Consider the following 20552-nt stretch of genomic DNA (forward strand, 5'->3'; position numbering starts at 1 on the left):
GCAGGTTCGGAGAGGAGATCGCGAAGTGGCCGTCACCGCGTCTGGCAACCCGTACGAGTCCGAGCCGGAAGTCCGTACGGCGGCCGGTGTCCTGCGCGGCGTTCGGGAGGCGGGGACGGCGGTCTTCCGCGGCATCCCGTACGCCGAGCCGCCGGTCGGCGCCCTGCGGTTCGCCGCGCCGCGGCCGGTGCGCGGCTGGGACGGCGTGCGCCCGGCGGTCGCGTACGGCCCGCCGCCCCCGCAGTCCGGCCTGCTCGGCGGGTCCCAGGACACCGCCGGTGACGACTGGCTGACCGTCAACGTGTGGACGCCGGAGCCGAGCCCGGCGGCGGGGCTCCCGGTGATGGTGTGGATCCCCGGCGGTGGTTACGTCTCGGGCAACTCCGGCCTTCCGGAGTACGACGCCGGGCGCCTGGCCGCGAGCGGAACCGTGGTCGTGACCCTCAACTACCGGCTCGGCATCGAGGGCTTCGCGCTGGTCGACGGGGCCCCGGCCAACCGGGGGCTGCTCGACCAGGTCGAGGCCCTGCGGTGGGTGCGGGACAACATCCGGGCCTTCGGCGGCGACCCGGGCCGGGTCACGGTCTTCGGGGAGTCGGCGGGCGGCGGATCGGTCGCCGCGCTGCTCGCCATGCCGCGCGCCGCCGGGCTCTTCCGCCGGGCGGTCGCGCAGAGTGTGCCGGGCACGTTCTTCTCCCCCGAGCTGGCCTCCGACATCGCCGCGGCCTGCGCCGCCGAGCTGGGCGTACGGCCCACAGCGGCCGACCTGTCGGCGGTGGACCCGGCTCGGTTGCCAGCCGCGGGTGACGCGATCTCGGCGAAGATAACTCGGTGGCGGGAGCGCTGGGGGCAGATCACCCACCGGCCGATCCCGTTCGCGCCGGTCGTCGACGGCGACGTCCTGCCGATGACCCCCTGGCAGGCGCTGGCCGGCGGCGCCGCCCGGGACGTCGAGCTTCTCGCCGGGCACACGCGTGACGAGCACCGGTTGTTCAGCCTGATCGACGGCGTGCTCGGCCAGGTCACACCCGAGCAGACCGAGACCGCTCTGCGCATGCTCGCCCCCGGCCCGGACGGCGCGCGCCGCTACCGGGAGGCGTTCCCGGCCGCGGCCGACGAGGAGCTGTACGAGCTGGTCAACGCCGACTGGCTGTTCCGCATGCCGAGCCTCCACCTCGCCGACGCGCAGATCGCCGGTGGCGGGCGGGCCCACCTCTACGAACTGACGTGGCCCGCCCCGGGGCTGGGCGGTGCCCTTGGCGCCTGCCACGGCCTGGACGTGCCGCTCGTGTTCGGCAACCTGAGCAGCGGCCAACCCGCCATGCTGATCGGCGACCCGCCCTCCCCGGCGGCGGAGGAGCTGTCCGCGCGGATCCGTACGGCGTGGACGGCGTTCGCCGCGCACGGCGATCCGGGCTGGCCTCCGTACGACGCCGAGCGCCGCCTCGCGCAGGTCTTCGACACGCCGTCGACGGTCACCGCCTATCCGGAGGAGGCCTCGCGGCTGCTGTGGCAGGACCACGCCTTCCCGGCGCTCCCGCTGCTCGCGCCGTAGGAGACGAGCGCCGCGCTCACGCTCCGCCGGTGACCTTGATCGCCTGTCCGGTGATGCCGGTGTTGGCGGCGGAGCCCAGGTAGACGACGGCGCCCGCCACCTCGGCGGCGTCGAGCAGGCGGCCGATCGGAGCCAGCGCGCTGTAGTGCCCGCCCGCCTGCTCGACGATCGCGCCGTTGGTCTCCGTCCTGGTGAGGCCGGGCATGACGACGTTGGACAGGATGTCGCCGTCCTTACCGAGCCCGAACGCGGCGGACCTGCTGAAACCGTGCAGTGCCGCCTTGGCCGCGCCGTAGTACTCCCCACCGGCCATCCCGTCGACCGCGATGCCCGAGGAGATGTGCACCAGCCGGCCCCATCCGCGCTTTCGCATGGACGGGACGACCGCCCGGCTGAGCCGGAGCGCGCCCTCGACGTTGGCCCGGATCGTCTTCTGCCACCTCTCGTCGGACACGGCCTCGAAGGCGAGGCCCGCATCCGGCTCCGTGGCGCCCCAGTGCACCGCGTTGTTGACCAGCACGTCGATCCGGCCGGACCACTCGATCACGGTCTCGGCAAGAGTGCGGGCCGCCTCGTCGTCGTCCAGCTCGTACGGCGCGACGAGCGAGCGTCCGCCGATCTCCTTGGCGAGCCGCTCCGCGCCCTCCTGGGAGTGGTGATAGGTGAGCACGACGTCGGCCCCTTCGGCGGCGAACCCGCGGGCGATCTCGCGGCCGATGCCGCCGGAGGCTCCCGTCACGATGACCGTACGGCCGGTGAGTCCCATATCCATTTCGACGCTCCTCAGCACAGTGGAAACCCAAGGATCCGGCGGCGGCGACCATCCGAGGGAGGCCGGGCCGAGGCTGGCCCCGGCAGGGCCACGATCGGAGCCGAGGTCACTCGGTAGCCTGCGAATCGTGAGCGACACCACCCTGGGCGAGTTCCTGCGGGCCCGCCGCGAGGCCGTCACCCCCGCCGATGTCGGGCTGCCGGGCGGCGGCCGGCGCCGTACCCCGGGCCTGCGCCGTTCCGAAGTGGCCGCGCTCGCCGGGGTCAGCGTCGAATACCTGACCCGGCTTGAGCAGGGGCGTGATCGTCACCCCTCGATGCCCGTGCTCGCCGCTCTCGCCGACGCGTTGCGCCTGTCCGCCGACGAGCGCCTCCGTCTGCTGAACCACTACAAGGCGGCCGACGGCGCGGGCCGGCTGGTCGGCATGTGCCAGGGGCCGCCCGCGCAGTCGGTGCGGCCCACCGTGCGGGCGCTGCTCGACCGGCTCGAACCCGCCCCCGCGCTGGTGGTCAACCGGCTCGGTGACGTGCTCGCCCACACGGACGGCTTCGAGCGGCTCACCGGTCCCATCGGGCTGCTGGACCACGGGCGGGCCAATCTGCTGCGCTACCTGTTCGCCGACCCGAGGGCCAGGGCCGCCTATCCGGAGTGGGAGCGGGTGGCCGACGAGCGGATCGCCGTCCTCGGCCTGGGCCTTCGCCGGGGGGACCCGCACGTCGGCCACCTCGTCGACGAACTGACCCTCGCCGTCGGCGCCCCCTTCACCGACCGGTTGACGGCTCCGCCCGGCCCGGCCATGCGCACCGGCGTCGAACGGCTGGCGCATCCACAGGAGGGCGAGCTGCGGCTGGCCTACGAGACCCTCGGCCTGTCCGACGACGACAGCCAGCTACTGATCGCCTATCTCCCCGCCGACGACGCCACCGCCGCGCGACTCGACCGGCTCACCGGCCGTCACCCCGGAGCCCTCCGCGCCGTCAGCGGCTGAGACCGGCGTCACGTCGTACGGTGCTCGTGCACCCGGTCGAGCCATTCGGCGACGAGGGCGGTGAACAGGCCGAGTTGCTCGTGCGGCAGCGCGTGGCCGGCCCGGTCCAGGACGGCGAACGTGGCCCGCGGATACCGCTCCACCAGCTCCCACGGACCGGCGTACCCCACCGTGCCGTCCTGGCGGCCGGCGAGGATCAGCGCCGGGCCGGTGTACGGGGGCGTCTCCGCGGGAGCCTCGCTCAGCCGCCATTGTCCGGAGATCCGCTCAAGGCCCGCACCGTCGACGAGGGGCAGGGCAGGGGCCACGTGCTCCCGGAAGCGCTCCACCATCGCGGGCGTCTGCACCACGAAGTAGTCGCGGAACTGGGCCCGCTCGTCCGGGCTCAGCGCGTCGGCCGCGTCGGCCGAGCCGTGCAGCACCGCGTGCGCGGGCACGTCGCCCGCCTCCTCGCCGATGGGGCAGATGAGCGCCAGTCCCGCGACCCGCTCCGGGCGGCGGTCGGCGACGGCCCTCGCGAGGTACGCGCCGAAGGAATGGCCGACGACCGCGAACGGCTCGTCTCCGACCAGAGCGTCGACCAGGCCGAGCACGACATCCAAGGTGTCGTCGGAGCCACGAAACCAGTCCGGCAACGGGGTGTGCCCCATTCCGGGCAGGTCCGGATAAATGCGCCGATAACCGGGCCGGTCGCGGAACACCGGCTCCAGCGCGCCGGCCATTTCCCGATGGTCCACGCCCGCGCCGTGCAACGCCAGAACGGGTATTCCGCCGCCGTGCTCGACGACGTGCACCGGAAGACCGCTGATCTTCACGTCCATCGCCCCACCCTAACGAGCGCACCGGAGCCGCCCCGCCCGAGAGAAATGATCACGAAGTGGAAATTCGGATGATCACGGTCGTACGGCGGTGAATGATGATTCCTCACCCCCTCCTGAGGAGTTCTCCGTGTATCCCACAGCACCGCCCACACCGCTGCAGCCGATCCGGGCCCTGGGGACGGCGGCGGTCGTGATGCTGGCCGCCGACTCCCTGGTGAGCGTGCTCTCCTCCGCCGTCGACGTGCAGCGGGCCCTGCTCATCGACCGGTTCCTCGCCGACCCCGCCTCCGCCTCCCAGGCCGACGGCGACGCCAGCGACACGTTGTACGCCCTGTCGGGCCTGGTGGAGACCGTCGTCTACATCGCCACCGCGATCGTGTTCCTGGTCTGGCTCTTCCGGGCCCGGACGAACGCCGAGACGCTGAGCCCGTGGCCGCACCGGCGCGCCAGGCCCTGGCTGGTCTTCGGCTGGGGCTTCCCGATCCTCTGCTGGTGGTATCCCAAGCAGATCGTCGACGACATCTGGACGGCGTCGAAGCCCGGCGCCGTCGAGGAGACCGGAAACTTCGCGACCGCCCGCCGATCCGGGCTGATCTGGGCCTGGTGGTTGGCGTGGCTTGTCAGCATGTGGATCGCCAAGGGTGTGGGCCGCAAATACCTGAACGCCGAGGAACTGCCGGAGATGCGCGAGGCCGCGCTCTTCGACATCGCCGTCAACGCCGCGTACATCGTCACCGCCGCCCTCGCCGTCGCGGTCGTCCTGTCGATCACGCGCTTCCAGGAGGACCGCCGGACCGCCGCGACGCCGATGCCCAGCGTCGTCCAGAACCCCGCTGTCTGAACCCCCGCCGTCTTGACCCCGCTGTCCAGAACCCCGCCGTGTGGACCGACCTGTCACTCGGTGTTCGCGTGGGCCTGCCTGGCCTGCTCGTCGGTCACGTCGTGGCGCCGGGCGAGCTCCAGGCAGACACAGTCGAGCAGCAGATGCGTGCACTGGTCGAACAGGCTTGACAGAGGCTGCACTGTGGCCGCCTCGCCCTCGCGCCGGTGCTTGGTGGCGGCGGGCACGTGCAGGACGTGCAGCGCGCCGGAGGCGAGGGGCGACGACGGCGCGGTGGTGACCGCCAGCACTCCCCCGCCGCCGTCGGTCACCGCCCGCGCCGCGCGTACGGTGGCCGCCGTCGTGCCGGACCCGGAGACGGCGACGAGCAGGTCGCCCGGCCCGGTCGACGGCGTGCAGGTGTCGCCGACGAAGTACGCCGTACGGCCCAGATGCACGAGGCGCATGGCGAACGCCCGGGCCATGTAGCCCGACCTGCCCTCCCCCGCCACGAAGATCCGCGGCGCGTGGTCCAGCAGGTCGGCGGCCGTCTCCAGCGTGGCCGGGTCGACCTCGGCCAGGACGCCGGCCACCTCCGACTGGACGACGTCGAGAAGGCTGCGCGCGGTCATCGCGTTCCCTCCACCGGTAGGTCGGCCGCGAGGAGTGCGCCCAGTTCGGCGCGGGTGGGCATGCCCTCGTTGTCCCCCTTGTTGCTGGTGGCGAGCGCCCCCACCGCGCACGCGCGCCGGAGACGCTGCTCCTCGTCGAGCCCGTCGAGCAGGCCGCTGACGAACCCGGCCGCGAACCCGTCGCCCGCCCCGATGGTGTCGACCGTGACGACCCGGAACGGCGGGCAGGTCCACGACCCCTCGGGCGTGAACAGCATGGCCCCTGCCGCGCCGAGCTTGACGGCGACTCCGCGGGCTCCGCGCGACAGGTAGTGGTCGGCGATGGCCTCCGGCTCGCGCCGTCCGGTCAGCGCCTCGCCCTCCGCGACGCCGGGCAACACCCAGTCGGCCCGCGTTGCCAGGTCGTCCACGAGGCGCGTCATCTCGCCGTGGTCCGGCCAGAGGGTGGGACGCAGGTTCGGGTCGAAGGTGACGCCCGCCCCAGCGTCCCGCGCCGCCTCCATCGCCTCGTACGCGAACCGGCGGGCCGTCGCCGACAGCGCGGGCGGGATACCGGTCGCGTGCAGGTGCCGGGCCGACGCCACGTAGGCGAGCGTCTCGGGGGACGGCGCGAGCAGCGACCCGGCCGACCCTCGGCGGTAGTACACGTAGCGGGGGTCCCCGACGAGCACGCGCTGCTTCAACTGGATGCCGGTGACCGCGTGGTCCTCGGCGCGCACGTGCGCGTCGTCGATGCCCTCCTCGCGCAGGCGGGCGCGGGCGGCGTCCCCGAGCGGGTCGTCGCCCACGCGGCCGACGTAGCCGGTCCGGTGGCCGAGCCGCGCCAGCGCGACCGCGACGTTCAGCTCCGATCCCGCGAGCCGCCGTTCGAACAACGTGGCCTTCTCCAGCGGGCCCACCTCGGTGGCCACGAAGTTGCCCATGATCTCGCCGTACGTGACGACGTCGGGTGCACTCATGCCCGCGCGCCTGCTTGCCGGGCCATCGGCGCGCGGGCGAGGAACCGTCCGGCGCCCCTCTCCCCCGCGAAGGTCCCGTTCTCGACGACCAGCCGGCCCCCGGCCACGACGTGCCGGGCGAGCCCGGTGCCGCTCGACCGCTCGTACAGGGAGAAGGTCGCGGGCGAGACGGGCCGCAGGTCGGCTCCGGTCCAGGTGCGGGCCGGGTCCCACAGGACGAGGTCGGCGTCGGCGCCGACCGCCACGCGGCCCTTGCGCGGGAACAGCCCGAGCGCCCGGGCGGCGCGCTCCGCCGAGACCTGGACGAACTGGCACGGATCGAGCCCGCGAACGTTCACGGCCTCGTTCCACAGCACCGGCGTGCGGGCCTCGATGCCGGGGGCGCCCGCCGGGATGTGGCGGTGGTCGTGCTCCCAGCCCCGCTTCGCGGAGGTGTCGTACGCGCAGTGGTCGGAGCCGACGGAGACGACCGTGCCGTCCGCGATCCCCGACCACAGGTCGAGCCGGTCGGCCGCGCCGCGGATCGGCGGGGAGATGACGAAGCGCCACGCGTCCTCGCCGGTGAAGACGCTCTCGTCGTGCGCGAGGTAGTGCGTGCAGGTCTCGGCGTGGACGACCGTGCCGGCCTGGCGCGCGAAGCGCACGGCGTCGAGCGCGTCGGAGCCGGAGACGTGGAAGATGTAGACCGGCGTGCCCAGCCGCCGGGCGTACATCGACACCATGTGGATGGTCTCGGCCTCGGCCAGCCCGGGGCGGCTGTGGGGGTAGTCCGCGAGGCCCAGGTGGCCGGAGCGGACCTGGTCGTCCAGCGCGCTGGTGAGGATCTCATGGTTCTCGGCGTGGAAGCCGGGCAGCCCGCCGTTCGCGGCGATGGCCCGCATCAGCGTCCAGGCGGCTCCGTCGTCGACCCGCCGGTCCTCGTACGTCGTGTACATCTTGAACGACGTGAAGCCCTCGGCGATGACCTTGCCGATGTCCTCGACGTCCCGGGTGTCGGACGCCGTGAGGATCGGGTGGAACCCGAAGTCGATCACCGCGTCGGCGGCGGCCTCCTCGACCCGGGCGCGGCAGCGCGCGGCCAGGCCGCCCTCGGCGGGCGGGACGAAGTCCATGATCGTCGTCGTTCCGCCGAGCACCGCGGCCCGGGTCGCCGAGTGCCAGTCGTCCACGGTGACGGTGTCGTCGTACGGCCAGGCGACGTGGGTGTGGGTGTCGATGCCGCCGGGCATGACGAGCAGCCCGGTCGCGTCGATCTCCCGCTCGGCGGCGGCCGGCGAGCCGGGGGCGAGGAGGGCGGCGACCCGCCCTCCGGCCACGCCGACGTCCAGCGCCGCCCGGGCGTCGCCGTTGACGACCTCGCCCCCGCGGATGAGCAGGTCGAAACCGGGCCTCATGCCACTTCCTCGGGCTTGACGGCCAACGCCTCGATCTCGAACAGCAGGTCGCCCGCCAGCACGACGCCCACCGTGCTGCGCGCGGGCAGCGGGTCGGAGAAGTGCTTCCGGTAGATGGCGTCGAACTCCGGGAAGTCCTCGATCCGGGTGAGGAAGCAGGTCGTCTTCACCACGTGCGACAGGTCGAGCCCGGCGGCCGCGAGCACGGCCTTGAGGTTGGCGATGGCCGACTCCACCTGCCCGGCCAGCGTGGCCGGCAGTTCGCCGGTGGCCGCGTCGCGGCCGACCTGTCCCGCCGTCACGACGAGACGGCCGGCCACGATGCCCTGGGAGTAGGACGCGCTCGGCGCCGCCGCGGCGTCGGTGATGATCGGGGTGATAGTGGACACGGGTTCCTCCAAGGTCATGTGCCGCCGCCGATGACGGGGCTGTGGTTCTTGAGCAGCAGTTCGATCGCCAGGCGCGTGGACGGGGCGACCACGGCGCTGGCGTCGGCGATGAGGCGGTTGATGTGGCGGACCATGGCCGCCTCCGCCGCGTCCGGGTCGCCGGCCCGGATGGCGCGCATGATCTCCTCGTGCTCGTGCACGGAGTGCATGGTCGTGCCGCGCCCGGCGGTGACCATGTCGAGGACGTGCTCCAGCATGTCGAAGCGGGGATCGAAGATCACCATGGCGACGGCGCGGAGCATCGTGTTCTCCACGGTCGACGCGAGCGCCTTGTGGAAGTTGGTGGAGACGTCGCGGCGCCGCTCCTCGGTGTGGACGGACCGCTCGTACTCCTCCATGACGAACTGGAGGCGTTCGACGTCCTCGCCGGAGACCGACGTCGCCGCCTCCCGGACGATCTCGCGTTCCACGCCGCGCCGGGCGACCAGCAGGTCGCGCACGTCCTGCACCGTACGGATCTCCAGGGAGCCGATCTGCTGGTGCCAGGTGACCTCGGCCGCGGCCCGCTGCGCGAGCACCCGGCCGGCCTCGGACACGACCCGTCCCCGGCCGTCCATCGAACGGGTGAGGCCCTGCTCGTCGAGCCGCCGCAGCAGCCGGTTCACCGTCGACTCGCTCAGCGGCCGGTTGCCGGCCTCGATCCGGCGGCCGAGCTCCCGCGCGCCGAGCGGTTCCGGCGAGTCCGCGATGGCCCGGAGCAGCTCCAGGGCCCTCGGTTCCAGCGAGGCGTGGACGGAGGCGTGGGGACCGGCCTGCAGGGGGTCGCCGGCCTCGGGGTTACTGCGCTGTGTAGCCACCGTCGACCGTCCATGCCGTGCCGGTGACGAAGGCCGCCGCGTCGGACAGCAGGAAGCAGATCGTGGCGCTGATCTCCTCCGGCCGGGCGACGCGGCCCAGCGGCACCCGCGAGGCCGCCAGGTCGTATCCCTCCCCGGTCTGCTCGAAACCCTCGCGCAGCATCGGGGTGTCGACGGGCCCGGGGCAGACCGCCACGGCGCGGACGCCGCTGTCGCGGGCGTCGACGCTCATCGCGCGGACCAGGTTGATCACGCCCGCCTTCGCCGCGCAGTAGGCGACGTTCTCGGGGTAGCCCACGAGCCCCACCTGCGAGGCGACCGCGACCAGCGCACCGCCGCCCGCCCGGCGCATCGCGGGGACGGCGGCCTTCGCGAGCAGGAACACCGACGTCAGGTTGACCCGCAGCACCTCGTTCCAGGTGTCGAGGCTCATGGAGTCGACCGTCCCGGCGCGGGTGATCCCCGCGCAGGCGACCGCGCCGTTCACCAGGCCGAAGGCGTCCTCCCCCGCGCGTACGGCGTCCAGCACCTGGCGCTCGTCGGCGGCGTCGGCGACGACGGGCAGCACCCCGTCTCCCGCAAGCGCCTTGACCTCCTGCGCCCGGTCCACGGCGACCACCCGCCCGCCGCGTTCCAGGACGTCGCTGACGGTCGCGGCGCCCAGCCCGGAGGCCGCGCCCGTCACCACCACCACCTTCCCGGCAAGGTCGGCCGTCATCTCGATCCCCTCGTTGAATTCGCGTTGATGATGTTCGACAGCGACAGTGCCACGATCAAGAGCAGCTTGTGGGGTAGAGCAGCTTCTTGATCTCCGGCGAGTCGACGTTGTCGGCGGTGACGATCGCGTTCGGCACCACGTTGTCGAAGGCCGCCCCCTGCGGCACCTCGCCGCGGATGTCCTGCACGAGCCGGGTCAGCGCGTCGTACCCCTGGGTGTAGGAGCCCTGCGCGACGAGCGCGTCCAGCGTCCCGGCGCGCAGCGCGGTGACCAGCGTCGGGCCCGCGTCGTACGCGATCACGGTCATCTTGTCGTTGTCGACCTTGGCGGCCTGGAGCCCGGAAACGGCGCCCATCGCGCCCGACTCGGAGGTGGCGAAGATCCCGACGATGTCCGGGTTGGCGCCCAGCGAGCTCTGCACGATGGTCGCCGCCTTGGTCGGATCGTCCTCGTAGTACTGCGTGCCGAGGATCTGCAGGCCCGAGCCGGAGTCCTTGAGCGCCTTGACGAATCCCTCGGCACGCTCGTTGGTCACCGGCAGGCCGGGCCGGGTGTCGAGCACCAGCACCTTCCCGCTCTGTCCCTTGGCCCGCTTGAGCAGCTCCTCGGCCGCCAGCGCGCCGCCCGCGTTGTTGTCCCCGCGGAACTGCGCCTTGGCCACCTTCTCGTTCAGCGTCGCGTCGGTGGTGACGACCGGGATGCCGGCGTTCACCGCGAGCCTGATCGGCGCGACCATCGCGGCCGGGTCGGCCGGTACGAAGATCATGCCGTCGGGGCGCCGGTTGACCACCCCTTCGAGGACCGGGGTCTGGTCGGCGGCGTTCATGCCCCGCGACGGCCCGTCGGCCTTCACCGTGATGTCGCCGCCCAGCTTCTTGGCCGCGTCCTGCGCGCCGCACTGCATCGCCGTGTAGAAGGGCAGGCCGTTGTACGTCGTGAGAAGGGAGATCTGCAGGGGGCCGGACTTCTGCTCGGCGGTGGCGCCGCTGGTGCCGCCCGCCGCGCCGGGGTCACCCGACGAGCCGCAGGCGGCGGAGGTCAGGGCGATCGCCGTCAGCGCGGCGGCCAGCACACTGGTGTGTACGTTCATGGTGGTTCTCCGTGTTTCGGCGCGAATCTCGGCAGGGGATCTCGGTGGAGGGCTACTTGCCGCGCAGCTGGTCGAGCCAGACGGCGATGATCAGAACGGCGCCGATGGCGATGTTCTGGTAGAAGGACGAGACGCCGACCATGACGAACCCGGCGAGCAGCATGGTCGGGATGAAGGTGGCGAGGACCGAGCCCAGCACCGAGGCGCGCCCGCCGAACAGGCTCGTCCCACCGATGATCACGGCGGACAGCGCCTGCAGCATGGTCGTCTCGTGCCCGGAGATGGCCGTCGTGCCGAAGCGGGTGATGTCGAGGAATCCGGCGATCCCGGCCATCAGCCCGGAGATGACGAAGACCGCGATCGTGCTGCGCTGGACGTTGACGCCCGCCCGCATGGCCCCGTCGGAGGAGGAGCCGATGGCGAGGGCGTGCCTGCCCGCGCTGGTCTGCGACAGGACGACCCCGGCCACCAGGGCGACCACCACGGCCAGCACCAGCGGGAGCGGGATTCCGGCGACGGAGTTGAGCCCGAAGGACGTCTGGACGTCCGGCGGGATCCCGGCGACGTTCGACCCGTTCGTGAGGACCTGCGCGGCGCCGGTGGCCACGCCCATCGTGCCCAGCGTGACGACGAAGGAGTTGACCTTCAGTTTTGTCACCAGGAGCCCGTTGACCAGCCCCGCGATCCCTCCCACGACGACCGCGGCGAGCGCCGCGACGGCGATGGCGGGCCCGGCGCTCGGGAAGACCCCCGACGCCGACGGAGGTCCGGCGATGTCCACGGCCACGGTGCCCGCCACCACCGACGACAGCACGAGCGTGGCGCCGACGCTGAGGTCGATGTGCCCGGCGCCGAGGACGAAGGTCAGGCCGACGGCCAGCAGGACGAGCCCGGCGCTGTTGCGCCCGACCGCCTGCAGGTTGGTGGCGTCCAGGAAGCGGCCCTCGGGCGAGATGATCGTGAAGACCACGACGAGCGCGACCAGCGCGACCACGATGTAGGCGGGGGTGGACCGCATCAGCGCGCCCGCGCGGGCACGGTTCGACGGGGCCCGGAGTGTCGGTTGCGTCGCGGTCATGCCGGCAGGCTCTCCTCACGTGGGTCGTTCTGCTCGCCGAGCATCAGCGCGACGATCTGGCCGATCTTCAGATCCCGTGCGGGAACGTCGGCCACCACCCGGCCCAGCCGCATGACCACGATCCGGTCCGCGACCTCCAGCACCCTCGGCAGGTCGTGCGAGATGAGGACCACCCCGAGGCCGCGGTCGCGGGTCGCCCGGATGGTCTCGATCACCATCTGCGACTGCCGGGCGCCGAGCGCCGCCGTCGGCTCGTCCATGATCACCAGACGCCCCGCGCGGGAGACGGCGCGGGCGACCGCGACAACCTGGCGCTGCCCTCCGGACAGGTCGCCGACGGGCAGGGTCACGTCCTGGAGGGTCGTGATGCCGAGACTGTCCATGAGCTCCCAGGCGCGCTCGCGCATCGCCTTCTTGTCCAGGAGGCCGAGCCGGCCCAGCAGCCCGGGGCGGCGCAGCTCGCAGGAGAGGAACAGGTTCTCGGCCACCGACAGGTCGGGGGCCATCGCCAGGCCCTGATAGACCGTGGCGATGCCGTGCTCCATCGCGGCCTTGATCGACCCGAGCGGCATCGGGCGGTCGTCCACCCTGACCTCGCCGGCGTCCGGCAGGTGGGCGCCGGAGATGCAGGAGATCAGCGTGCTCTTGCCGGCGCCGTTGTCGCCGACGAGCGCGACCACCTCCCCGGCGTGGACGGTGAGCTCACCGTGCCGCAGCGCCTGCACGTGGCCGAAGGACTTGGCGAGGCCGGTGGCCCGCAGCACCGGAGGTTGCCGGTCGGTCATCGGTCATTCCTCCGCGGCACGGGGATGGGTCTGAGGCAGCGCTCGCAGGTGGTCGAGCACCTCGGCCTCGGGCAGCACGTCGCCGTAGCGGGCGTCGATGTCGAAGAGGTTGGCGGCGTGCGCGGAGGGGCTCCGGTCGCCGACCGCCTCGCGGGGCACGATCACGTGGAATCCCCGGTTGAACGCGCTCTCGGCGGTCGCCCGGATGCAGCCGCTGGTGCTGCACCCCACCACGATCACCGTGTCGGCCTTGGCGGAGATCAGCATCGCGTCCACGTACGTGCCGAAGAACGCCGAGGCGCGCGGCTTGACGACGAGCGGCTCCTCGGGACGACGGCCCATCTCCGGCCTGAGCGCGACCCGCTCGGTGCCGTGCAGCATCAGTTCGCTGTGCGGCGTCTTCCGGCGGACCACCTCGCCGATCTCGGCCAGGCTCGGGTCCCACGCCATGGTGGTGAAGATGATCGGCAGGCCCGCGCGGCGGCCCTCCTCCAGGATGCGGACGATGCTGTCGGACACCGCCGACAGGTCCGAGCCGATCTGCTCTCCCGGATCGGCCCAGGCCCCGGCCATGTCGATCACGAGGATCGCCGGCCGCTCGCCCCATCCGACGCGCCCGGCGAAGCCGGCGGCCTCGTAGAAGGCGCGCAGGTCCGCGTTCTCCAGGCTGTGCGCGTACGTCTCGTTGACAGTGGTCACTCGAACCTCCTCGCGGGCGGCTCTCGCCCGTGGGCCCCGACCCTGCCACCCACGTGAAGCGTGTGTCAATACCGACACACCAAATGACCTGTTCTGCGGTTTCACGGTCAGCAAGCTGATTCATGTGTCACAGTTGACACACTGACGTTGTGAGGGGCAGGATCGGCGACGGACGTCCCGCCGACCCGTGGAGGAGGATTCGCGATGGCCGTCCTTGCCGCCGCGCGGCCGCCGAACGTGTGGGCGCCCCGCAACCCCGCGGTGTTCCGGCCCGCGAGCACGCCTTCACCACAGTGACCGCGGGGCGAGCTCTCGGCCGGAGCCGGATCAGAGCCAGCCGTGCTCGTCGGCGATGAGCGCGGCCTCGGCGCGGGTGCTCGCCCCCGTCTTGCCGATGGCCGCGGACAGGTGGTTGCGTACGGTCCCGGCGGACAGGTGCAGGCTCCGGGCGATCTCCGCCACGGTGCCGCCCTGCCGGGCCGCGCGCAGGACGTCGCGCTCCCGCGCGGTCAGCGGGCTCGACCCGCTGGCGAGCGACTCGGCGGCCAGGGCGGGATCGACCACCCGCAGGCCCCCGTGGACCCGCCGCACCGTGTCGACCAGGTGCTCGGGCGGCGCGTCCTTCACGACGAAGCCCGAGGCGCCGTTCTCCATCGCGCGGGCGAAGTAACCCGGCCGCCCGAAGGTCGTACAGATCACCACCCGGCAGGACGGAAGCGCGGCGCGCAGGTCGGCGGTGACCTCCAGCCCGTCCCTGCCGGGCATCTGCACGTCCAGCAACGCCACGTCGGGCCGGCTGCGCCGGGCCGCGTCGACGACCTCCTCACCTGAGCCGACCTGCGCCACCACCTCGATGTCGGGCTCCAGCGCCAGCATCGCCGCCAGCGCGCCGCGTACGAGCGCCTGGTCGTCCGCGAGCAGGACCCTGATCACGCGCGGCTCGCCCGCAACCGGAAGCCGCCCCCGGGCAGCGGGCCCGCCTCGATCCGCCCGCCGACGGCGCGCAGCCGTTCGGCCAGACCGGAGAGCCCGTTGCCCGGCCCCTCCACGTGCTGCCCGGGGCCGTCGTCGCGCACCTCCAGCCAGTCGTCCCCGAGCAGCACCTCGCACCGGTTCGCGCCGCTGTGCCGGATCACGTTGGTGACCCCCTCCCTCAGGACGTACGCGAAGGGCCCGGCCAGGTCCGCCCGGACGTGGTCGGCGGACGGCGGGAGGACGGCGCCGATCCCGGCGGCCCGCAGCGCGGCGCGAGCCCCCGCCAACTCGGCCGCGAGGGACGGCCGGCGGCGGCCCGACACCGTAAGGCGCACCTCGCCGTGCGCCTGCCGGGACAGTCGCTCGACGTCGCGCAACTCGGCCAGCGCGAGTTCCGGGTCGCCGCCGCTCTCCAGCACGCGCCGGGCCAGGCCGCTCTTCACGGTTATCGTGGTGAGGCTGTGGCCGAGCACGTCGTGGAGGTCCCTGGCCAGCCGGTCGCGCTCCGCCGCGGCGGCCAGCGCCGCGATCTCCTCGCGGGCCTGGCCGAGCTGGACGACGAGCCGGATCAGCAGCGTCACGGCCACCGGGATCACGATCCCGGGCACGAGCCCGCCCACGTGCTCCCAAACGACGGGACCGGGGGCCACACCGAGCGTGAGCACCTGAAGCGCCCAGGTCGTCACCCCGAGCAGCACGCTCCAGCGGGCCGGGAGCAGCCAGGCCGCCACCGCGAGCGCGAAGCCGAACACGCCGGCGTGGCCGAGGTAGGACGGGCCGTCACGCAGCAGGGCCGCCACGACCGCCAGCGCGAACAGCGTCCCGATGAGCAGGATCCGCCGCCGGGGCGGCAGACGGACCCCGGCGACCATGGCGCCGAGCCAGCCCGCCGCGTAGAGGAGCGTGACGGCTCCGAGCGCGACGCGCACCACCAGGGTCTCCGGCCAGACCCGGTCCGGCCCCAGCGCCTCCCGCAGCGGCCAGACCAGGAGCAACGACAGCACGACGACGCCTCGGATGTGGGCCGCACGGGAGGCCGGCCGGGCCGGGGTCCACACCGGCCAGGCGGAACGCCCCCATACGCCCTGATCGTCCTGATCGCCCACGTCAGTCAACCCTAGGCGCGAGCGGCGCCGAGGCGATACCGGACGGCCACGGCGGCGCCGAGCACGAGCGCGTACGACGTCAGGACCAGCGCGGCCCGCCAGACGTCACCGCCCAGAGTGGCGGCGTGGCCGACCTGCGCGAGCCAGTAGCTCGGCAGGACCTTCGCCACCGTCGCGAGCGCCCGCGGGAACGTGCTCACCGGGATGAACAGCCCGCCGACGAAGCTGAGCAGCAGCACCACCGCCCCCTGGTACGCCTGCAGGTTCCGCGCGGTCGCGAACTGGCCGATCAGCAGGCCGAGCAGGGCGAACGGCACCGTGCCCGCCCACACGCCGAGCACGGCCGACGCCCAGCCGCCGGGAGACAGGTGCACCCCGCCGGCGAGCGCGGCGACGAGCGACACCCCCGCCACCGGCGGCAGCGCCACGACCATCGCCACCGATCCCTTGGCCAGCAGATAACCGCCGCCGCTGAGCGGGGTGAGCCGCAACTGGCGCTGCCAGCCGATGTCGCGCTCCACCGCCGTGCGAGCACCCGTGTCGAGTGCCGCCTTCATCGCCCCGAACGCCGCGACACCGCCCATGACGTACGACGCGGGAGCCCCCTGGTCGGCGAAACGGCCGGCCATCAGCAGGTACAGCCCCACCGGCAGGGCGACCGCGAACAGCAGGAACTTCACGTCCCGCAGCGTCCGCCTGATCTCGAACGCGAGATATCCGGTCATCGCACGGCCTCCGAGGCTCCGGTCAGTCGGAGGAACGCGTCCTCCAGGCCCAGCGTGCCGACCTCGACGTCCCGGGCGTCCGGATGGCGGGCCAGCAGTTCCCGTACGACCAGGTCGGAGTCGGTGCAGCGCAGCTCGGCCCTGCCCTCGTGGACGGACACCGACGTCACGCCGGGGAGCGTGCCCAGGTCCTCGGCGCGGGCGCCGGGTACGACGGCAGTCACCGTACGGCCGGACACCCCGGCCATGACCGCCGGCACCGGGCCGTCGGCCACGACGCGGCCCGCGCGCATCAGCACGACCCGGTCCGCGTACGCCTCGGCCTCCTCCAGGTAGTGCGTGGAGAACAGGACGGTGCGGCCGGTCCCGGCGAACGAGTGCATCGACTGCCAGAACTCGCGCCGGGCCGTCACGTCCATCGCCGCCGTCGGCTCGTCGAGCACCAGCAGGTCCGGGCCGGACACCAGCGCCATGGCGAACCGGACCCGCTGCCGCTGGCCGCCGGACAGCCGCGCGGCCCGCCGGCCGGCGAGGTCCGCCACCCCGGCGCGGCGCAGCGCTTCCTCGACGGGCAGCGGCGTCCGGTGGAGGGACGCGACCAGCGTCACGGTCTCCCCCACGGTCACGTCGTCGAGCAGCGCGCCCTCCTGCGGCATCACGCCGATCACGCCGCTTCGCACCGCCTCGCGGGGAGACGCGCCGAACACGGCGATCTGCCCGGCGTCCGGACGGACCAGCCCGACGATCATGTCGATCGTGGTGGACTTGCCCGCGCCGTTGGGGCCGAGCAGGGCCACCACCTCTCCTGGGCCCACGACCAGGTCGATCCCGTCGACCGCGCGGGTCCCGCCGTACGCCTTGCGCAGCCCCGCGGCCGACAGGGCGGGGGCGCCGTGATGAAGGTTCATACGGCGAGCCTCCACCGCCGCCCCGGCGCGTACCCCCGCCGTCTGTCACGACCGGGCCACGACAGATGTCACGGTCTCCCCCGACGAAGGCGGGGCCGGAGAAATCAGGGCAGGTCGTACACGCGGAGGGCGTTGTCGCGCAGGAGCTTGCGCTCGGAGCCGGGGCGCAGGCCCAGCTCAGCGATCTCGGTCCGGGCCCGCTGGTGCGGGATCACCGGGAAGTCGGTGCCGAAGAGCACCTTGTCCTGACCGAAGGTGTTGGCGTAGTGGACGAGCTTGGGGTCCCAGTGCCGGGGCGCGTAGGCGTCCACGCCGATGTAGACGTTGGGGTGCTTGTACGCGACCGCGATCATCTCCTCGGTCCACGGCCAGCCGATGTGGATGCCGAGGATCTTCAGCTCGGGGAAGTGACAGGCGATCGTGTCGAGCAGGATGGGGCGGCCGACCGAGGGCAGCGGGTGCTCGTCGCTGTAGCGGAGACAGTGGCCGACCTGCATCTGGATCGGGACGCCCAGCTCGGCGCACTTGGCGTAGAGCGGGTAGTAGCGGGCGTCGTCGGGCGGCAGTTCGAACCAGTGCGGGTAGAGATGGGCGCCGACGAAGCCGTACTCACGGACCCATTTCTCCAGCTCGCGCACGCCGCGCATGCCGGCGTAGGGGTCCAGGCCGATGAGGCCGCTGAAGCGGTCGGGCCGGGCCTGCACGGCGTCGGCCACGTGGCGCGGGTCCATCTGCCACGACTCCGGCAGGCCCACCCGGCCCATCTTCGGGGCGATCAGCAGCGCGCGTTCGACGCCGGCCTCGTCCAGCCGCTCGACGTGCTGGTCGAGGGTGAGGCCGCCCAGGGTGCGGTCCTCGGTGTGCACCTTGCCGCCCAGGAAGGTCTGCGTCCAGCCCGGCCGCGACCGGACGACCTCCGGGGTGAAGAGGTTGCAGACGATGTCGATCGCCGCGACCCGCTCGCTCATTGCCGAACCTTTCGTCAGTGCTCTTTGCTGCCCAGTGGTGGCGCTCACCGATTCGCGGAGGCGCGTTCGTCGAGGAAGCGGCGTGGCTTCATGCGCTCGTCCGCCGGGAAGATCTCGTCGGCCGTCGCCACCTCGACGAGCGGGGTGACGCGGCAGGCCCGCTTGACCGCCGTACGGACCGCCGGGACGACCTCACGGGCGTCGGCGCCTGCGGTCAGGGCCACCGCGACGACCAGCTCGTCGCCGGAGAGCGGGTCGGACGGGACCGTCCAGCGCACCGTCGCCCGGTGTTCGAGCACACCGGGCACCCGCTCGACGGTCCGGCCCAGCACCTGGCCGTCCAGCAGCTGGCCGCGCACCTTGGTCGCGCTGCCGGTGCGGTGGTGATAGGCCACCACCCGGCCGCCGCCGCGGCCGCAGTGCGGGCACCTGCCGTGGTCGACGGTCACGACGTCTCCGAGCAGATACCGCAGCAGCACGGTGCCCCGGCGGTCGAGGTGGGTCAGGGTGAGCCGGCCGGGAGTCCCGGGCGCGCAGGGCCGCCCGTCGTCGTCCACCGCCTCGATGTGGAACAGCTCCGGGGCGGGGTTGTGGAACCCGCCGCCCGGCTCGCATTCGACCAGGCCGCACTGCAGCTCGGACGCGCCCAGGCTGTTGGAGACGACGACCTCCCGCGCCCCGAGGTCGCGGGTCAGCCCGGCGAGCACGTCCGCCGTCTCGGGGGTGCAGGGCTCCCCGCTGACCGCGAGCATGCGCACACTCGGCAGCCGGCCGCCCTGACGGGCCACCTCGTCCAGCACTCTGCGCAGGTAGCTGGGGACGCCCCACAGCGTGGTGGGGTCGCTCGCGACGACCAGCTCGGCCACCTCGGGCAGGCGGCGCGACACCCCGAACCAGCCGGTGGCGCCGCTCATGCCGCAGACCACGGACGCGCCGAGCGCGGCGGCGGCGTGGTTGGCGCGGGTCCAGGCGCCGTGCGGCTGCGGGGTGAGCGGATAGAGGTTGGCGATGCGGTCCGCCGAGGTCATGCCGCGGATCTCGGCCATCCGCCGCTGGGCCAGCAGGATCGCGTGGAAGTCGTACGCCGCCTGGTAGATCGGGGTGGGCGTGGAGGTCGATCCCGAGGTGTAGGCGATGTCCCACAACTGGTCGGCGGGGTCGCCGGTGGGCTCCAGGCGGAAGCGCTCCGGGGCGGCGGCGAAGTCGGCCTTCCCGGTCAGCGGCAGCAACGGCAGGTCGGCCGTGCCGCGTACGGCATCGGGGTCGATGCCGCGCTCACGCAGCAGGTCCCGGTAGTACGGGTGCCGGGAGGCGACGCGCCGCATCGTCGCGCGCAGCCGCTCGTCCTGGAGAGACGCGACGGCGTCGGGGTCCCACGGGCGACCGGAGGGGAGCGCGCTCATCCGGCGGTCCGCCCGTCCCCGGAGGACGCGGCTCCGGACACGGCGCCGGGCACTGCCGCGGGCTGTCCGTGCCCGGCCGGGGCCGCCGTGGATGCCGCCGGGAGTGGCAGCACCCGCTCGGCGAAGCGGCGGAGCATCGCGGCCAGTTCCGCAGGCCGCCGCACCGACGGCTGGCCGGGGATTCCCGGGATCATCTCGTACGCGAAGCCGAGTGCGGCGGCTGCCTCCCGGGTGGCCGGCTCCAGGAACTCGCCCTCGGCGGCGGTGGCCCAGACCGGGCAGGTCACCTCGCGCAGCGGCGGCAGCGCCTCGTACTCGAACGCGGAATGGTAGGCCCAGTTGAACCGCTCGATCGACCCCAGCATCGCGCTCACCGCCTGGTGCCGGACGGCGGGGTCGAGGCCGCGCCACAGCGCGTTGTAACGTTCCCAGGCCGCGGTCAGGTGCGAGCCGTCCTCCACCGGGGGCTGGTCTGGCGCCCAGTTCCGGCGGCGGTCCGCGCGCTGCTCCGGGGTGTACGTCGCGAGCCCCAGCAGGGCGAGCCCGGCGACCCGGCCGGCGGCCTGGCGGGCCACCTCGATCGCGATGCTCGCGCCGGTGTGCGACCCCACGACCAGGACGGGACCGTCCAGGCCGCGGATGATCTCCACCATCGGCTCGGCGTACTCGGGGATGGTCAGCCGGCGCGGCGGCGGGTCGGACATGCCGTATCCCGGCGTGTCCGGCGCGATCACCCGGGCCCACGCCGAGAGCGGGGCGATCATGTCCTCGTACACGAAGGACGACAGCGGGCTCTCGTGCAGGAGCAGCAGGTGCGGGCCTCCGGTGCCGCCGATCCGGGCGTGGATCTGCCCGCAGGACGTGTCGAAGTACATGCGTCGGCTCATGACGAGCTCAGCTCCTCGCGGAA

Annotated in this window: 22 protein-coding genes; 3 read left to right on the forward strand and 19 right to left on the reverse strand. The window is 73.2% G+C overall.

What is annotated here, in order from left to right:
• The first annotated feature begins 25 nt into the window (after positions 1 to 25).
• A complete protein-coding gene (locus F5972_RS01380) occupies positions 26 to 1555 on the forward strand; it encodes a carboxylesterase/lipase family protein (protein ID WP_150930265.1) in 1530 nt (509 codons plus the stop codon).
• Between the two features lie 16 nt (positions 1556 to 1571).
• Here the strand turns inward: F5972_RS01380 and F5972_RS01385 are convergent, their stop codons facing one another.
• Positions 1572 to 2327 carry an SDR family NAD(P)-dependent oxidoreductase gene (locus F5972_RS01385; RefSeq protein ID WP_150930267.1) on the reverse strand — a complete coding sequence of 252 codons (756 nt, stop codon included), beginning with the start codon at positions 2325 to 2327 and terminating at the stop codon, positions 1572 to 1574.
• 127 nt (positions 2328 to 2454) lie between these two features.
• Here F5972_RS01385 and F5972_RS01390 point away from each other — a divergent pair, with 127 nt between their 5' ends.
• A complete protein-coding gene (locus tag F5972_RS01390; RefSeq protein WP_150930269.1) occupies positions 2455 to 3315 on the forward strand; it encodes a helix-turn-helix domain-containing protein in 861 nt (286 codons plus the stop codon).
• A gap of 8 nt (positions 3316 to 3323) precedes the next feature.
• Here the strand turns inward: F5972_RS01390 and F5972_RS01395 are convergent, their stop codons facing one another.
• The gene (locus tag F5972_RS01395; protein ID WP_150930271.1) at positions 3324 to 4136 is read right to left on the reverse strand and encodes an alpha/beta fold hydrolase; all 813 of its coding nucleotides are present in this window, start codon (positions 4134 to 4136) and stop codon (positions 3324 to 3326) included.
• A 127-nt stretch (positions 4137 to 4263) separates the two neighbouring features.
• On the opposite strand from F5972_RS01395, the gene F5972_RS01400 reads away from it, so the two are divergent.
• A complete protein-coding gene (locus tag F5972_RS01400; RefSeq protein ID WP_150930273.1) occupies positions 4264 to 4977 on the forward strand; it encodes a DUF4328 domain-containing protein in 714 nt (237 codons plus the stop codon).
• A 53-nt stretch (positions 4978 to 5030) separates the two neighbouring features.
• On the opposite strand, the gene hxlB is transcribed toward F5972_RS01400, so the two are convergent.
• The 17 genes from hxlB to F5972_RS01485 all read right to left on the reverse strand — a co-directional run bounded on the left by hxlB (position 5031) and on the right by F5972_RS01485 (position 20529).
• Positions 5031 to 5588, reverse strand: coding sequence for a 6-phospho-3-hexuloisomerase (gene hxlB, locus F5972_RS01405; protein ID WP_150930275.1), 558 nt, complete (start codon positions 5586 to 5588; stop codon positions 5031 to 5033).
• Complete coding sequence (locus F5972_RS01410) at positions 5585 to 6547, reverse strand: sugar kinase (protein ID WP_150930277.1); 963 nt, start codon at positions 6545 to 6547, stop codon at positions 5585 to 5587. The genes hxlB and F5972_RS01410 overlap by 4 nt, the downstream gene beginning before the upstream one ends.
• Positions 6544 to 7941 (reverse strand): amidohydrolase family protein, encoded by a 1398-nt coding sequence (locus F5972_RS01415; RefSeq protein WP_150930279.1) that lies wholly within the window; start codon positions 7939 to 7941, stop codon positions 6544 to 6546. The genes F5972_RS01410 and F5972_RS01415 overlap by 4 nt, the downstream gene beginning before the upstream one ends.
• Positions 7938 to 8330: a RidA family protein gene (locus F5972_RS01420; RefSeq protein WP_225311084.1), complete on the reverse strand. Its 393-nt coding sequence runs from the start codon at positions 8328 to 8330 to the stop codon at positions 7938 to 7940. The genes F5972_RS01415 and F5972_RS01420 overlap by 4 nt, the downstream gene beginning before the upstream one ends.
• A gap of 14 nt (positions 8331 to 8344) precedes the next feature.
• Positions 8345 to 9187: an FCD domain-containing protein gene (locus F5972_RS01425; RefSeq protein ID WP_150930283.1), complete on the reverse strand. Its 843-nt coding sequence runs from the start codon at positions 9185 to 9187 to the stop codon at positions 8345 to 8347.
• Complete coding sequence (locus F5972_RS01430; RefSeq protein WP_150930285.1) at positions 9168 to 9905, reverse strand: SDR family NAD(P)-dependent oxidoreductase; 738 nt, start codon at positions 9903 to 9905, stop codon at positions 9168 to 9170. Before F5972_RS01430 ends, F5972_RS01425 begins: the two co-directional genes overlap by 20 nt.
• Positions 9906 to 9960: 55 nt before the next feature.
• Positions 9961 to 10995, reverse strand: coding sequence for an ABC transporter substrate-binding protein (locus F5972_RS01435; RefSeq protein ID WP_150930287.1), 1035 nt, complete (start codon positions 10993 to 10995; stop codon positions 9961 to 9963).
• Between the two features lie 52 nt (positions 10996 to 11047).
• Positions 11048 to 12073, reverse strand: coding sequence for an ABC transporter permease (locus F5972_RS01440; protein ID WP_150930290.1), 1026 nt, complete (start codon positions 12071 to 12073; stop codon positions 11048 to 11050).
• The gene (locus F5972_RS01445) at positions 12070 to 12858 is read right to left on the reverse strand and encodes an ATP-binding cassette domain-containing protein (protein ID WP_150930292.1); all 789 of its coding nucleotides are present in this window, start codon (positions 12856 to 12858) and stop codon (positions 12070 to 12072) included. The genes F5972_RS01440 and F5972_RS01445 overlap by 4 nt, the downstream gene beginning before the upstream one ends.
• Positions 12859 to 12861: 3 nt before the next feature.
• Positions 12862 to 13557, reverse strand: coding sequence for an isochorismatase family protein (locus F5972_RS01450; RefSeq protein WP_150930293.1), 696 nt, complete (start codon positions 13555 to 13557; stop codon positions 12862 to 12864).
• A gap of 327 nt (positions 13558 to 13884) precedes the next feature.
• Complete coding sequence (locus tag F5972_RS01455) at positions 13885 to 14490, reverse strand: response regulator transcription factor (protein ID WP_150930295.1); 606 nt, start codon at positions 14488 to 14490, stop codon at positions 13885 to 13887.
• On the reverse strand, positions 14487 to 15638 hold the full coding sequence (locus F5972_RS01460) for a sensor histidine kinase (protein ID WP_150930297.1): 1152 nt from the start codon (positions 15636 to 15638) through the stop codon (positions 14487 to 14489). Before F5972_RS01460 ends, F5972_RS01455 begins: the two co-directional genes overlap by 4 nt.
• A gap of 11 nt (positions 15639 to 15649) precedes the next feature.
• On the reverse strand, positions 15650 to 16363 hold the full coding sequence (locus F5972_RS01465; RefSeq protein WP_150930299.1) for an ABC transporter permease: 714 nt from the start codon (positions 16361 to 16363) through the stop codon (positions 15650 to 15652).
• Entirely contained in the window at positions 16360 to 17271 is a 912-nt protein-coding gene (locus tag F5972_RS01470; RefSeq protein WP_150930301.1) for an ABC transporter ATP-binding protein, read from the reverse strand. Before F5972_RS01470 ends, F5972_RS01465 begins: the two co-directional genes overlap by 4 nt.
• A 104-nt stretch (positions 17272 to 17375) precedes the next feature.
• Positions 17376 to 18239 (reverse strand): amidohydrolase family protein, encoded by an 864-nt coding sequence (locus F5972_RS01475; RefSeq protein ID WP_150930303.1) that lies wholly within the window; start codon positions 18237 to 18239, stop codon positions 17376 to 17378.
• A 44-nt stretch (positions 18240 to 18283) separates the two neighbouring features.
• Complete coding sequence (locus F5972_RS01480; protein ID WP_150930305.1) at positions 18284 to 19642, reverse strand: phenylacetate--CoA ligase family protein; 1359 nt, start codon at positions 19640 to 19642, stop codon at positions 18284 to 18286.
• Positions 19639 to 20529, reverse strand: coding sequence for an alpha/beta fold hydrolase (locus F5972_RS01485; RefSeq protein WP_150930307.1), 891 nt, complete (start codon positions 20527 to 20529; stop codon positions 19639 to 19641). Before F5972_RS01485 ends, F5972_RS01480 begins: the two co-directional genes overlap by 4 nt.
• Positions 20530 to 20552: the final 23 nt, after the last annotated feature.

Origin of the sequence: Microbispora cellulosiformans (genome assembly GCF_008728085.1) — a bacterium.
Classification (GTDB): Bacteria; Actinomycetota; Actinomycetes; order Streptosporangiales; family Streptosporangiaceae; genus Microbispora; species Microbispora amethystogenes.

Excerpts from the sequence above, each read along its gene's own strand:
- F5972_RS01415 (WP_150930279.1), bottom strand. The coding sequence starts at position 7,941 with ATGAGGCCCGGTTTCGACCTGCTCATCCGCGGGGGCGAGGTCGTCAAC.
- F5972_RS01445 (WP_150930292.1), bottom strand. The coding sequence starts at position 12,858 with ATGACCGACCGGCAACCTCCGGTGCTGCGGGCCACCGGCCTCGCCAAG.
- F5972_RS01475 (WP_150930303.1), bottom strand. The coding sequence starts at position 18,239 with ATGAGCGAGCGGGTCGCGGCGATCGACATCGTCTGCAACCTCTTCACC.
- F5972_RS01465 (WP_150930299.1), bottom strand. The coding sequence starts at position 16,363 with ATGACCGGATATCTCGCGTTCGAGATCAGGCGGACGCTGCGGGACGTG.
- F5972_RS01435 (WP_150930287.1), bottom strand. The coding sequence starts at position 10,995 with ATGAACGTACACACCAGTGTGCTGGCCGCCGCGCTGACGGCGATCGCC.
- F5972_RS01410 (WP_150930277.1), bottom strand. The coding sequence starts at position 6,547 with ATGAGTGCACCCGACGTCGTCACGTACGGCGAGATCATGGGCAACTTC.
- F5972_RS01430 (WP_150930285.1), bottom strand. The coding sequence starts at position 9,905 with ATGACGGCCGACCTTGCCGGGAAGGTGGTGGTGGTGACGGGCGCGGCC.
- F5972_RS01480 (WP_150930305.1), bottom strand. The coding sequence starts at position 19,642 with ATGAGCGCGCTCCCCTCCGGTCGCCCGTGGGACCCCGACGCCGTCGCG.
- hxlB (WP_150930275.1), bottom strand. The coding sequence starts at position 5,588 with ATGACCGCGCGCAGCCTTCTCGACGTCGTCCAGTCGGAGGTGGCCGGC.
- F5972_RS01440 (WP_150930290.1), bottom strand. The coding sequence starts at position 12,073 with ATGACCGCGACGCAACCGACACTCCGGGCCCCGTCGAACCGTGCCCGC.
- F5972_RS01385 (WP_150930267.1), bottom strand. The coding sequence starts at position 2,327 with ATGGATATGGGACTCACCGGCCGTACGGTCATCGTGACGGGAGCCTCC.
- F5972_RS01395 (WP_150930271.1), bottom strand. The coding sequence starts at position 4,136 with ATGGACGTGAAGATCAGCGGTCTTCCGGTGCACGTCGTCGAGCACGGC.
- F5972_RS01485 (WP_150930307.1), bottom strand. The coding sequence starts at position 20,529 with ATGAGCCGACGCATGTACTTCGACACGTCCTGCGGGCAGATCCACGCC.
- F5972_RS01470 (WP_150930301.1), bottom strand. The coding sequence starts at position 17,271 with ATGAACCTTCATCACGGCGCCCCCGCCCTGTCGGCCGCGGGGCTGCGC.